Annotated in this window: 9 protein-coding genes and 2 pseudogenes; 6 read left to right on the top strand and 5 right to left on the bottom strand. The window is 55.3% G+C overall.

From position 1 onward, the window contains the following. Nucleotides 1-27 precede the first annotated feature (27 nt). Nucleotides 28-309: a hypothetical protein gene (locus tag ACHAC9_RS22895; RefSeq protein ID WP_435763821.1), complete on the bottom strand. Its 282-nt coding sequence runs from the start codon at nt 307-309 to the stop codon at nt 28-30. 10 nt (nt 310-319) lie between these two features. Then, nucleotides 320-901 (bottom strand): recombinase family protein, encoded by a 582-nt coding sequence (locus ACHAC9_RS22890; protein ID WP_435763819.1) that lies wholly within the window; start codon nt 899-901, stop codon nt 320-322. A gap of 264 nt (nt 902-1,165) precedes the next feature. Here ACHAC9_RS22890 and ACHAC9_RS22885 point away from each other — a divergent pair, with 264 nt between their 5' ends. Together ACHAC9_RS22885 and ACHAC9_RS22880 are read left to right on the top strand one after the other, a co-directional pair. Continuing rightward, the gene (locus tag ACHAC9_RS22885; RefSeq protein WP_435763817.1) at nt 1,166-1,852 is read left to right on the top strand and encodes a TIGR02391 family protein; all 687 of its coding nucleotides are present in this window, start codon (nt 1,166-1,168) and stop codon (nt 1,850-1,852) included. A 531-nt stretch (nt 1,853-2,383) separates the two neighbouring features. Further along, nucleotides 2,384-3,534 (top strand): IS3 family transposase gene (locus tag ACHAC9_RS22880; protein WP_435763815.1). Its coding sequence is split into 2 segments (ribosomal slippage): nt 2,384-2,624 and nt 2,624-3,534, totalling 1,152 coding nucleotides; the frame shifts between segments, so codons are not numbered across the junction. A 39-nt stretch (nt 3,535-3,573) separates the two neighbouring features. On the opposite strand, the gene ACHAC9_RS22875 is transcribed toward ACHAC9_RS22880, so the two are convergent. Next, entirely contained in the window at nt 3,574-4,746 is a 1,173-nt protein-coding gene (locus tag ACHAC9_RS22875) for an FRG domain-containing protein (RefSeq protein WP_435763813.1), read from the bottom strand. Between the two features lie 806 nt (nt 4,747-5,552). On the opposite strand from ACHAC9_RS22875, the gene ACHAC9_RS22870 reads away from it, so the two are divergent. The 3 genes and pseudogenes from ACHAC9_RS22870 to ACHAC9_RS22860 all read left to right on the top strand — a co-directional run. Continuing rightward, a complete protein-coding gene (locus ACHAC9_RS22870; RefSeq protein ID WP_435763811.1) occupies nt 5,553-5,807 on the top strand; it encodes a type II toxin-antitoxin system Phd/YefM family antitoxin in 255 nt (84 codons plus the stop codon). After that, nucleotides 5,804-5,947: pseudogene (locus tag ACHAC9_RS22865) on the top strand (VapC toxin family PIN domain ribonuclease); the annotation flags it as partial. The gene ACHAC9_RS22870 and the pseudogene ACHAC9_RS22865, both read left to right, overlap by 4 nt. Then, nucleotides 5,942-6,272: pseudogene (locus ACHAC9_RS22860) on the top strand (transposase); the annotation flags it as partial. The pseudogenes ACHAC9_RS22865 and ACHAC9_RS22860, both read left to right, overlap by 6 nt. 169 nt (nt 6,273-6,441) lie before the next feature. Here the strand turns inward: ACHAC9_RS22860 and ACHAC9_RS22855 are convergent. Then, complete coding sequence (locus tag ACHAC9_RS22855) at nt 6,442-10,872, bottom strand: hypothetical protein (protein ID WP_435763809.1); 4,431 nt, start codon at nt 10,870-10,872, stop codon at nt 6,442-6,444. Nucleotides 10,873-11,522: 650 nt separating this feature from the next. On the opposite strand from ACHAC9_RS22855, the gene ttcA reads away from it, so the two are divergent. Next, complete coding sequence (gene ttcA / locus ACHAC9_RS22850) at nt 11,523-12,398, top strand: tRNA 2-thiocytidine(32) synthetase TtcA (RefSeq protein WP_435763823.1); 876 nt, start codon at nt 11,523-11,525, stop codon at nt 12,396-12,398. Between the two features lie 13 nt (nt 12,399-12,411). Here the strand turns inward: ttcA and ACHAC9_RS22845 are convergent, their stop codons facing one another. Further along, nucleotides 12,412-12,813 carry a hypothetical protein gene (locus ACHAC9_RS22845; RefSeq protein WP_435763807.1) on the bottom strand — a complete coding sequence of 134 codons (402 nt, stop codon included), beginning with the start codon at nt 12,811-12,813 and terminating at the stop codon, nt 12,412-12,414. Nucleotide 12,814 lies beyond the last annotated feature (1 nt).

Here is a 12,814-nt window from a genome sequence, read left to right as displayed (position 1 = left end):
TAAGCGGAAGTTCTGCACCCTGTGTGACTACATCGCCCAAGACTCGCCTTCCTCGAAGGCTTCGTTGTAGGCATGGGCCAGCAAATAAGCATGGCGCGCTGCAGCGGGTATGGCCGAAGCAGACATCATCAGCCAGTGCGCGCGCCGCTCTTCGGTCAGCGCATTCCACCAGGTCATACCCTGGTGCGGATCATCTTCCGGAACTGGGAACACCCCACCGCCAGCCTCCTGCCCGTCTTCGAGCAACGTCAGCTTCCAGCCGCCTCCGATGCCTGCTGGCCGCGGGTGAATTTCGTACGTGCGCTTCATAGCGTGTTCCTTATTGGATGGCAGGGATTGGCTTCACGATGCGCATCACGCTGGCGCGCGAGACGTCGTAGTCGCGAGAGAGAGCACTGATCGATTCGCCGGCCTTAAACCGGGCAACCATCTTCGCGCGCTGCTCGTCCGTGGTGAGGGCTGGGCGTCCCAGGGTCTTGCCCTCAGCCTTCGCCCGCGCCAAGCCGGACTGGGTGCGCTCGACTAGCAGATCCCGCTCCATCTCGGCCACGGCCGCAAGCATGGTCAGCATCAGCTTGCCGGCGGCGCTCGTCAGGTCGAGTTTCCCCAGCTGCAGGACGATGACTTCAATACGGCGCGCGGCCAGCGCCTTGATCGTGGCGCCGACGTCCTGGGCATCACGGCCGAGACGATCGAGCTTCGTCACCACCAGGGTTTCGCCGTCGCGGATCTGGCCGAGCATCTTGGCGAACTGCGGGCGCTGCGCCGCCGAGACCTTCCCCGATACGCCCTCATCCGCATACCAGTAGTCAACGGCATAGCCGGCCGCCTCGATCTCCCGGCGCTGGTTCTCCGTCGTCTGTTCCTTCGTGCTGACCCGACCGTATCCGAAAATTGCCATTTTGACCACTTTCCGCTGTCCAAGAAAGTTCAATAGCTTCCAATAACGTCCATATTACATATGAACATGTTCATAAGTAAATAGGCTATTTTATGAGCGGTCCGCGTCAGGTCGGATTACACCTGTTCACAAACGGTCGATTCTGAACAGCCAGAAATTGATGGACAATCCTTTGGTCTGAGGCACATGTAAAATAGTTTTCCTTTCCAAAGTTTACTGACTATGCCGACCCTCTTCACTCTCCTTTCAGATGCAGACGCTGTCTTGGCCCTTGAACCCGAAGAATTGGCTGGCCTAGGCTTGGAGCTCATAACATCGGTCACTCCTGAGGATGGCATCGGCAATCCTCTTCATCCCACTTCGTTTACTCATCCCGACACGCTCGGACCGTTCCCTGAAAACAAGCGAAAAGTAGTGGCGCATGCGATGGCGGAAGGGTGGAATTGGCTTCTACATGAAGGACTGATCGCGCCTGTGCCTGGTGAAACGTCCGGCTGGCATTTTGTGACTCGACGGGGGAAGCAGCTGAATAACCGTGCTGGGGTCGAGGCCTACGCAAATTCGGTACTGCTTCCGCGCAGCATGCTCCATCCGTCTACCCTCCAGTGCTGTTGGTCAGCATTCATGAGGGGCGAGTACGACACGGCGGTGTTTCAGGCTTTCCGCGAGTTAGAGATCACGATTCGGGAAGCGGGCGGGTTCTCTGCCGATGACATCGGTGTGCCGCTGGCGCAAAAGGCTTTCAGCGAGAAAAACGGTTCCCTGACGAATTTGGCCGACCCACCAGGCGAGCGCGTCGCCCTGCTCAACATGATGACAGGGGCACTCGGCTCCTACAAGAACCCGCACAGTCATCGCCGGGTTCATCTCAGCGCGATCGACGCGAGCGAGATGATCGTGATGGCCAGCCACCTGATGAAGATCGTTGATGCAAGGCGACCATCGGCCTAACTGGAAAATGAAGTGAATATCGCCAACCTTGAAGCCGGCCAGTGACCAACTACTCGGTCTCCATGCTTGACGGCTACGATCCCGTCTATCAGGCCAACAGCGCGGTGGGACCGCGCGTTTGCCTTAGCAAATGTGGTGACTAGGGCAATCTGGTCCGGTGCCGCGGCGGGCGCTTTCGCCCTCGACCAGATGAAGCGATGCCAGCCCGATCGTTGAGCGTGAGTGCATTGATCTGATCAACGACTTCGGTCGCTCGATAGGGTGGCACGAAAAACGCGAGGATCTCAGCCGGGGCAGACCAGTCGACGCTCGCTACTGCGATGGTGGCCTAGCTCATGTGGGAATACGGCGCCGAGTTTCCAACCCCGGCTGAGTAGTCGGACTGGCGACAGCGCTGGTTCGGACAGCACTCTGCAGGTGGGCAGAGCCGGGCGTCGGTATATGCTTCGAGAATGTCGAGTTTTGACAAGTTGAATCGCCACGACTATTGTAGACACTCCTGAGCCATAATATCGGTCACAAGGAGAAGGTATGAGCGGCAAGCGGTACACAGAGGAATTCAAGATTGCAGCAGTCAAGCAGGTAGCCCAGCGTGGGCACCCAGCAAGCGAAGTAGCGGAGCGTCTTGGGGTGAGCATTCATAGCCTGTACGCCTGGACGAAGCGCTATGGCGTGCCCGAGGCGGAGCGCAAGGCCGTCGATGCCCAATCGGACGAGATGCGGCGCCTCAAGGCCGAGCTCAAGCGCGTCACGGAGGAGCGTGACATATTGAAAAAGGCCGCGGTGTACTTTGCCAAGACGTCCGGGTAAGGTACACCTTAATTGCTGAGTTACAGGACCAATTCCCGGTGCGCCGGCTGTGCAAAGTGCTCGAGGTGCATCCGAGTGGCTTCTATGCCTGGCGCCTGAACCCTGAAAGCCGCCGCGCTAGGGAAGACAAGCGCCTTCTGGTTCCCATCAAGGAATCGTGGCTCGAAAGCGGCAGCGTGTACGGCTACCGCAAAGTCAGCGACGATCTGCGCGAGCTCGGTGAACAATGCGGTATCAATCGAGTCCACCGTCTTATGCGGTCGGCCGGAATTCGTTCGCAAACCGGCTACGCCAAGCGGAAATACAAACGGGGCGGTGTCCCTTCGCTGGTGGCGCCCAATCATTTGCAGCGCCAGTTCGACGTGCAGGAACCGAATCGTGTTTGGGTGACCGATATCACGTACATCCGAACATACGAGGGCTGGCTCTATCTGGCCGTGGTGCTTGATCTGTTTTCGCGTCAGGTGGTCGGCTGGTCGATGAGTTCTCGAATCGATCGTGAGCTAGCGATGAATGCGCTATTGATGGCGGTCTGGCGTCGGCACCCCAAGAATACGGTGATGGTGCATTCCGATCAGGGCAGCCAGTTCAGTAGCTACGACTGGCGCGACTTCCTGTACGAACATAACCTGCAGCAGAGCATGAGCCGGCGTGGGAACTGCCACGATAATGCCGTAGCAGAGAGCTTCTTTCAGCTCCTGAAACGGGAGCGAATCCGACGCAAGACCTACGGCACTCGGGAAGAAGCAAAGCAGGATGTCTTCGATTACATCGAGATGTTTTACAATCCAAAGCGTCGGCACAGCTTCAGCAATGACTTGTCGCCGGTCGAATATGAAAAGCAGTATTTCCAACGGCTCGCGAGTGTCTAGCAAACTCGTGGCGATTCAAGTCCGCCCAACCGGGCATCGTTAAATTGACCCGCTATCCGGAACAGCCGGAGGGTCTTGTGTCGGTTTGGTTACTACTTCAGGCGCTGGGTGTCCAAAGGCCATCTCATGCTTAAGCATCCGGCTTACCCCGTCAAGACCGGGGAACAATGTAGCGCCAGAAAGCCCCATATACGCGAGGTCTTGCAGCACTTCTTCGGCAAGCCTCGCAGGCATGTCGGCAGCAAACAGATACTCCTTGCCATTCTCGAGTTCAGCTTTTCTGATGACACCGCTAAGGTCCGAGTGATTAGTGACAATGAAGCAACCTTGTTGAGCGTACAGCCGAGGGTTGTTCCGGAAAGACATTTCAAGCGGTGATACATACGGTTTGAAGTAAGGAAGGACAACAGATGGTGTCCGATGGTTGGTAACGAACGGCTCAGTAAGCGCAAAAATACGTATTTTCTCTATACCTGGACGCGCATCCCGGTTTTCCAGTGCATCCGCAAACGCAAAGAATGCTGCAACGTATGGAGAAGTGGACCAGTCCAGCAACGGAGTGGGAAGACCAAAGTGCTGCGCTAAACCAAGCAACATCGAGTAGTCATCGCCGTTGTTCATATCGATGCGGATGTTGAGTGCTGCTTCGGCATGCCGATGGAACTGTTGTAGTGTTTCAGCGCAATACCGTTCAAGCCGGTTGCGGCCATTACGTTGCAGGGTTGTTGTTAGCGCAAATTTGCTTGACCCGTGGCCGCGAAAGTAGGTGGCCTGCTTGTCCCGTCGCATGGAGTTCGCCCACTCACGGAAGTCCGCCCAGTGATTGCAATCGACTGCCTTAACTTCAGTTGGTGTGCTTGACTGCAGGCGGATTACCCCACCCGCGCCGGTATCGTTGACCCACGAACCATGGTAGGTGCCATCGTGACCGATTCGCAACATGGCGCGCGTAGAATCAAAGTTTGCTCGGTCCTTTTCGGGTACTGGCGCAGGGTATATCCCGCCCTTCTCGGCTACGAGAAAAAGGGTGCGCGGTATCAAAAGGTGGGCACCGTCGTCTAGTATGTGACGTTCGCAGAGTAGGGTCTTTTGCGGGGCTCCTGCGTCCCAGACGTGCAGCATGCATTCCGCCGGTCTGTCTACATCCATGGATAGCATTGCCTCAACCGTACGGTCGTTGCTTTCGATTGTTCCGAAATACTGCAGATCCATTGTGACTCCAGGAGTTCTAAAGCGAGCATGGTACACCGCGATAAGTATCGCTATCAGACTAGCATCCCTATACCGCAGTGTGGCTGTGTGCTTCTACCACTACTTTGCACTTCGTCGGACGTCGCATGGACCGGCCTATAACCGGTGATTGAATTTGCAGATAAAGGGCCTGAGCAGTGCGGCTATACCCAATTCACTGGTAAAGACGCTTCTGCCGGAATCTAATTGCTTTCTGATTTCAGATCTGATTCGCATCCGTTCTCGGCCGGACTTCACACCATGTCACGCCAGATTACGCTTGCGTGTTCGGCACTGTCCACTGTGCCGTTACCCTGCCGCATACCCACTTGTCGGGTTGGTGGGCTCACTAGCTGCTCTGATAACTCATGCACGAACAACGGTTGCATTATTGCATTCATTAAAAACGTCCGTTCTTCGCCGCTGGTGGACCTTCGGTGTACGTTCGCTCCCGGTCCAGGCTGTGTAAAAACACAAAGCGGGCAGTACGCCGGCGACACCCGGGCTCTCAGAGCGCTGTCGACGGCGTTTTCTCGAGGTCGGGAATGGTAAAGAGATCCCCGACAACACGCAGATCTCGCGTTTTACACAGCCTGGGTTGAAAGGGGACTTCACCGAAGCCTTCGCCCTGCAAGCTATGGCAAACATTATTTGTAAGAACAGCGTGCTGGAACGGCCTCCCCATATGGATGCATGTGGCAAACTTTATTATTCGTTTACACCAGTTAGCTTGCACTCACTTGCTCTAGTAGTAACATCACTACATAGAGCAAGCATAAGGGGTTGCCATGACCATTACCACCATATCCAGCCGCGAGTTCAACCAAGGGGTGAGCGAGGCAAAAAGTGCCGCAACCAATGGGCCGGTGTTCATCACAGATCGAGGCCGGCCGGCCCATGTACTGATGAGCTTTGAGGAATATCAGCGACTTACAAAGCAGCGGCGCAACATTGCTGATGCGCTGGCTATGCCGGGTATTACCGACATTGAGCTCGAGCCTCCCCGCGTGACCATCGAAACACGGGCGGCTGATTTTTCATGATGTTTGTTCTCGATACCAACGTGGTGTCCGAACTCCGCAACGTGCGGCTTGGCAAGGCCAATACGAACGTAACGGCATGGGCGGAGAGCGTTGATGCTGCTGACCTCTTTGTGTCTGCTATCACCATCATCAAGGCCGACGGTCGATTCGACAAGGCCGACCTCATCTACAACCCGCAAAAGAATGAGTACCACTGCTTGGCAGGCGAATCTTTGACATGGCGCTTCCAGCGTCGAGAAAGGCATGACGAACCACCGGTACTGGAGCTCGAACTGCAAAGGCTGTGCTCTCAAGGACAAGTGCACGCCGAGTTCACAGCGTCGGGTGACCCGCTGGGAACATCAGGACGTGCTCGATGAGATGCAGGCGCGTCTGGAACAGACGCCGGATGCCATGCGAATCCGGCGTTCGACTGTCGAGCATCCGTACGCGACGATCAAGGCGTGGATGGGAGCGACGCATTTCTGACGAAAGGCATGGAACGCGTGAAAGCGAGCAGGATTTCTCAACAAATCCCTGGACATAAACAACTGCAACTCAGTCGTTATTCTTGCTATGAGCTAATGTTTTTTATAAAAGGAAAAGAGTGTTTAGACAGTCGCGGGGCATGTACTTCCTTTGGCAGTGCCGTTCCTTATCGGTTCTCCCTGAGCGCTTTCATCTGTTCCTTGCTGGGTGAGAACAGATCAGTTTTCTGGCCGAACGGCTTCAAGCTTCCACCATCAACGGTGAACACAGTAGTGTGATGAAGGCGGCCACCAAACCCATTACCGCCATCCAAGTCCTGTCCCGCATAGACGTTCTTCTCCCCGGAGAGAATCCATACCGGCTCGAGTCCCGCTTTGGCGAGGCGTTCCAGGAAGTAGTCGCGAGAGACCACCCCTGCGCCGGCACCACGCATGTATAGGGAAGGATCTTGCCACCGAAGAACTCCTGCAGCGTCAACGTATTCCGGCTTCCTGCCGCTGCGAAGGTGTAGGTCCAGAAGCTTCATGGCGACTGCGGACGGAAGGTGGAGCGTGAACGACTCGTTGATCGAGTTGTCCTCGGTATTGCCTTCGGCAGTGAGAGACTCGACAATGCCAGTGTAGGGAGTGGCAATACCTATGGAGGCGTCCTTCGAAAGATTAATTTCCTCTCCATTGCGCCAGCCGTGCTCCCCCAAGAAGGTTTCCAGGCGCCCGTCGTCCGACAGTCTCGACGAGTCACCACGTTGCTTGCTCAGCAGGTCCTTGGCCAATTTAGGGCCAGCACCTAGGCAAGTGACCAAGCACGTAATACTGGACCAAGCGTCTGCGTGATTACGTCTGCTCTGACCTGGGACTTTCCAATGGCGAGAGCTATGGACAACAAGCCATCGGTGACTGTCGGGGCTCACCACTTCAATCTCTTCGGGGTCGTTGCACAGGTCACTTTCCACCGCAACCCAGGAAAGGAGCAAGTCTGTGTCGCCGGACGGCAGCCGCGGGGAGGACGGCGTCCACCATGTAACTGGAGTCGAGGACCAGCCAGACTCTTGCGTGCCGCGTACAAGGAGGGAAGGGTCAATATCCTTCTTCATGTCGCGGCCGCTGGGCCCGTACTCGATGGCTCGTAGCTTGCCGTCGTCGTGGTAGGAGCACATAGCGAGGTTGTCGGTCAGACGAGCGGTGACCTCGGCCAGAGCGATGTGCTGATACTTCTTCCCTATCCGCTCGACACGGTGATTGCCCATGCGCTCGCGACAGATGTGGGGTCCCTCGTCGAACTTCTCGAAGAGCTCCTCGGTCCACCCCATCGTGTGCGCGCGAACACATATCCAACGCCTCACGGTCGCGTGGTCGAATTCGGGAGGACGCCTACCATCGTCGTTCATTCTGGTTGCCTCAAGCAGGTGCTGCTCGGCGAAATCGCTGTACTCAGCGAGCATCTCAGGGGAGAGCTGGTCTTTAAAAAACGCGTTCGCATTTGCCAGCTCTTTCCATAGTCGCGTCGACTCGTCCTTGGTCTTCTTGCTGAACCAATCCCGCTCGGGGCGTTGCCGGTAGTTCGAGCTAGCACGAAGCAGGTTCGTGCGAGTCTGAAGTTGCGCTGCCGTAGCCTGAGCCTCGAAGCCGGTTTCCCAGTGCTCGTAGAGCTGCTGCGTTGTCTGCCCCACGAGCGCTCGCGGCAGGCTCACGATGTCGTGCAGCCATGCGCGTAAAGTGTAGTCACCAAAATCCCCATGTTTTTCGGTCGACGAGAAAATGGAATCGCCGTACCCCTTCTTGCAGTAGTCCTTGAGATCATCATCGGTCACTGGCTCCAAGGGCCAGGGCGAAGTGAACTTGGCCTTGCCGGCTTCAATGTCGACTTCTGGGGGAAGCTGGCCAACAGCTCGGGCGTACAGCAAACAGCCAAGTGCATAGTCGCGTGCTAGCAGGTGAAGAGGCGGTGTGCGCTCCCCTGCGAAGTAGTTCGTCCAAACCGCTGACGCAACGGCCGTGCATGCGGCGTCGTCTACCCCCTGCATCATTGCTCCGTAACATGCGGCCAGCAAGCGCTCAAATATGTACGGATCGTCGACTTGACGGAACTTGTCGAGCAGGGCGACGCCAACTTTGAGATTGGAGGACAGCAGATTTACCAGCGCTTTCGTGGCACGGTCTCGCACGGCACGGTTGCTGGTGGAAAGAAACCAAGTCAGTGCGACGGCAGCGAGCCATACACGCTCGTATTCCACTTCACCGGCTTCCACCTGCCATGCCCACTCAATGAGGGACTCAACCGTACCTCCCTCACTCAAGTCGTCTTCCGCGAGGAAGACCGACCACACGGCGTCCCTTTGAGGCATGGGAAGCTGCCAGAGATCATGGTGCAGCCATTCGGCATTGAACTGATTCTCCGGCTCAGTACAAACCAGCAGCAGCAGCCCATAAGAACATTGGCCGGTGAGCTTGCAAAGCGTGGACACCCAATCGACCGTCCGCTGCGTGAATGCTGTAGGAGCACGCCAGGCAAGCGAGCTGACAAATGCATTAGCAAGTGACGGGTCGTCGATCGCGTCCTTGGGCAGCAAATCGAACAATTCGTACCCGAACCGCTCGGGAAACTGGACCGCCAGTGCCTCGATGACCCCAGCAAAGCGCCAGGATGCTTGCGGACCAAAGTAAGTAGCCAGGGGCTCTCGCTGGATTGAGCCCTGGAGGTCGGCGGGGTCAAAATGCGCGATGAGACGCTCGGCTCGTAAATGGTCGGACAGCCGCTCGAACGTAAATCTAACGGTTTCGACATTCCTGCCGTCGTGGCGCTCGGCTTCCTGCGTCAGCACGCCTTCGGAAAGAAACGCCAATAGAAGGCTCCTGTCCGCTATGCCCCCTGAATTGTGAAAGCGCTCGAATAGTTCGATAGTCGCGTCGAGTGTTAGACTGCCGAAGTCGCCGTGCGTAGCGCAAACATCAAGGAAGCCGTCGAGCGCCCTACGCGCAATTTTCTGCTGGGGAACAAGCCGCAACCCTTTTTCAACCTTTTTTGCGACGGCCGACAGATAGAAATCAAAGATCGTCGTGATTCCTTGCAGGCCCTTGGGCAGCTGCTTGAGGTTTTCCGCGTCTAAGTACGCACAGCACGTCCGCAGGAACAGTGGATTCTCGAATTCCTGAGCCAGGTTTGGAGAGCTGGGCCGCGCGATGCCGCGCTGGTCGAGGTATGCCTTGGCAGCGGCCCCAGCATGGCCAGCGAACCCACGGTGGATCACATGCTCGAGTCCTTTCAGTGGGAGATATTGCAAATACGTGTCGCGCACAGTGAGGACTAACGCCAAGCGGGGGAACCGCTGGATTTGCGCAACGAACCCTTGCAGTCGAGTCTCCCACAAGTCGACTCCGTGCTTCTCGTTTAGGGCATCAATCGCAAGCACAGACCGGCAACCGGCGGCCTCTGCAGCAGCGTCCAGAGCTCCGAGGAACTCATTCGTACTGACCTGAGCCAGGTCCAGCTGCCCGCTAATCTGTTCCCAAGGGTCGGCCTCAATCAGGGTTCCAGTCAGAACCAACACAAAAGGGCGTGCCAGCTCAAGCTGCTTTGCGCCGAAGTCGGCCACTAGATGTGACTTGCCGATGCCAGCCTGTCCCGAGATGACCAGTTCTCGCTTGTTTGCCAGTCGCCAACGCGTGCTGACTAGCTCGCGGCGCACGTGGTCCACCGAGGAATATAGATCGAACAGGTGTCTCCGAGCAATGGCACTGTCATTGTCAGCGACTTTGTCTTGAAGCTCGGTCAGCGCACTTAATACGTTCTGCACGACGACCGCCGACAGTGCAGCCCAAGTGTCTAGTGGAAGATAAGCATCCAACGTAACCGGTGAACCTGCCAGGGCATCGAGCAGCGGTTCGCAGACTTGCTTCATCCGGTCAGCAGAGGACGTTAAGCCGTGCCGCGCCAAAATGCGCGTAGCTCCGTCTAGGCGGTAGGTGATCTCTGCTGCCCAGCCGGCTGGCTCCGCCAACAATTTCGGATCACGCGCGAGCGCTTGCAACGCGTGCTGGATAGGCAAGTCGACGTGGCTCTCAGGGCTGTACCGCTCGCCGAGATTGCGGCGTGGAACCTCGAATCTCTCACGGAACCAAGCCGAGCTGAAGCGGACAGTGTCAAACCAGTAGCGGGCCCGCCCAGAGTAGGCAGGGGTGTCGCGTGCGAGGCGCTCTGTGATGCTCGACGCGCTCCAAAGCTCAATGTCCAAGATGCGACCCTGCGCCGCGGCGGCTTTAATGCTCTGATCACACCAGTCTTCGTATCGCTGAACCTGGCTACGTTTCTTGCCCGAACGATTGTCCCGGAGGTCGATAGGCAGGCAAACAATGAACTTCTTCAGCTGCGGATGGGCGGCCATCGCGCGCTGCAGGGATTCGGCAATATCCGCAATCTGGACTGATTCGAATCCATTCACGAAGTACTTGGCTTGCCAGCCGACTTCGCGCCCGTCCATGTAAGTGCGGTAGCACTCAAGGCCCTGATCCGCTCCGGGACCTTTCCGAACGAACCGTGAGCCCTCCGCCGGGTCCTCCAAGGCAGCAAGTTGGCAGCAGAGCTCTTCGAAGCCACCCATCTGGGTACTCCGGTGCTCTCGAATCTCAATAAAATCAATGCGTAACGGCAACTCAGCCTCCGGTGTATGGCGTCTGCTCCGAGCGCCGCGAGAAACACTTTAGCAGATGCCGTGTCCACTAGACCAATGACCAGTGGACAGAAAAGCATGCGTCAGCCTAAGTAGTTGTCCGGGTGACGACAGACAGCATGACCATCATTTGGCGCTTGCTTAGGCACCACATCACCCTTCAACGGAGAAAGGAGCGGTGGAGTGCTGGGATCGCTCAGAGTAGGTTGAGTCGGCTGCTAGCCGCTACCATCTCCTCAGCACTTGTTCAAGGGATCAAAGCTCGATCGTACAAGCTTGGTTGGACCCGACGTATAGAGCGCAGCGACGCTTTTTTGCGTTACCTTGCGAATAGTCTGTCCTACTGTCACAATCGTGGATCGGCCAACCAGGTGCGAATCCCACGGATGACTTAGAAATACTCGGCTTAGCCTAGATATTAGAAAAACGTCTCTTGGATGGGAACCCGACGCCCGCCTCTCCTAGGTAGCCATGCAGCTACCCGTAACCTCCAAAAAGATTACTTAATGATCCCGACCTATAATTCTCTCGCGGTAGAAAGATCCACCAGCGAAACGACGAACGACCCAAAGCCAGAAGCAATGATGAGCCGTACATCAAAAAGATTCGAAATTCTTGAGAAGAATATTCGCCGGCAGACAGGTAAGGCGATTGTTGACTTCAATATGATTGAGGAAGGCGATTTAGTCATGGTCTGCCTTTCCGGCGGTGCTGACAGTTATACAATGCTCACCACACTAATTCATCTTCAGAAGATAGCTCCGATCAAGTTCGAATTGATCGCAGTTAACCTTGATCAAAAGCAACCGGGATTCCCGGAAGACGTGCTCCCTAGTTATCTGAAAAGTGTCGGTGTGAAATATCTCATTGTTGAGCAGGACACTTACAGTATCGTGAAGGAAAAAATCGAGCCCGGCAAGACAACATGTTCGTTGTGCTCACGATTGCGTAGGGGGATCCTCTATAGAACTGCAAAAGAGTTGGGGGTTACTAAAATTGCATTGGGGCACCATCGAGATGATATTCTGCACACGTTTATGCTCAATCTATTTTACGGTGGCAGTATAAAAACAATGCCCCCGAAGCTGCGTGCCGATGATGGGGAAAACATTGTCATTCGCCCTCTAGCATATTGCAAGGAAGCCGATATAAAAAAATATGCCGCCGTAATGGAATTTCCCATTATTCCTTGCAACCTTTGCGGATCGCAGCCTAATTTGCAGCGACAGGCTATGCGCGCCTTAGTCGATCAATGGGAAAAACTGAATCCAAATTGGGTGAGAAGTATGACGACGGCTATGCAGAATGTAGTGCCTTCCCACATGCTGGATCGAAAACTTTTCAATTTTAACTCTTTCCAAAACGAAACTGAGAACGAAGTTCCAGGCGACGTTTTATTTGATACTCAGGTCGAAGCTCAGGCAGGCCTAAGTATCAAGAATTTAACATTAGATTAAAGTTCGTTTTGCATCATCGCTGGCTTTGCGTATTGTCGGGAAGAGGAGTATCAAGCAAAGCCAACCCGTCTTCAAGTAATGAGGCACTATATGCAAGCTGAGTGTGACGAAGAAGTAGCCGGTCGTAACGTGAATTTGCATCAATTATCTGCAACTCTAAGATTTTTATCTTATTAGTTAGTGCCTCGTATTCTGGATTGACTGTGGGTTCGACAGGGCTCTTCGCATTGCGATAAGCTTCAGAAATCCTTGAATTTGCAGACAATGATTGTCGAGACCAAATGTCTGGTAACAAGGAATTTGAATCAGCTGCTATCTGTTCGCGAATATCTTCCCATGTCATTGATTTTGAGTGCGGCCATTTCGTGATAAGACGAACTATTTTCTTTTCGTCTTCTTCGGAAATCTTTTTCATA

The sequence above is a fragment of the Massilia sp. CMS3.1 genome, assembly GCF_051262535.1.
GTDB lineage: Bacteria > Pseudomonadota > Gammaproteobacteria > Burkholderiales > Burkholderiaceae_D > Telluria.
This window is presented reverse-complemented; position numbering and strand designations above follow the sequence as displayed.

Bases quoted from the DNA above. Each gene is read 5' to 3' on its own strand.
- ACHAC9_RS22895 (WP_435763821.1), bottom strand. From the start codon at position 309: ATGAAGCGCACGTACGAAATTCACCCGCGGCCAGCAGGCATCGGAGGC.
- ACHAC9_RS22890 (WP_435763819.1), bottom strand. From the start codon at position 901: ATGGCAATTTTCGGATACGGTCGGGTCAGCACGAAGGAACAGACGACG.
- ACHAC9_RS22875 (WP_435763813.1), bottom strand. From the start codon at position 4,746: ATGGATCTGCAGTATTTCGGAACAATCGAAAGCAACGACCGTACGGTT.
- ACHAC9_RS22870 (WP_435763811.1), top strand. From the start codon at position 5,553: ATGACCATTACCACCATATCCAGCCGCGAGTTCAACCAAGGGGTGAGC.
- ACHAC9_RS22855 (WP_435763809.1), bottom strand. From the start codon at position 10,872: ATGGGTGGCTTCGAAGAGCTCTGCTGCCAACTTGCTGCCTTGGAGGAC.
- ttcA (WP_435763823.1), top strand. From the start codon at position 11,523: ATGATGAGCCGTACATCAAAAAGATTCGAAATTCTTGAGAAGAATATT.
- ACHAC9_RS22845 (WP_435763807.1), bottom strand. From the start codon at position 12,813: ATGAAAAAGATTTCCGAAGAAGACGAAAAGAAAATAGTTCGTCTTATC.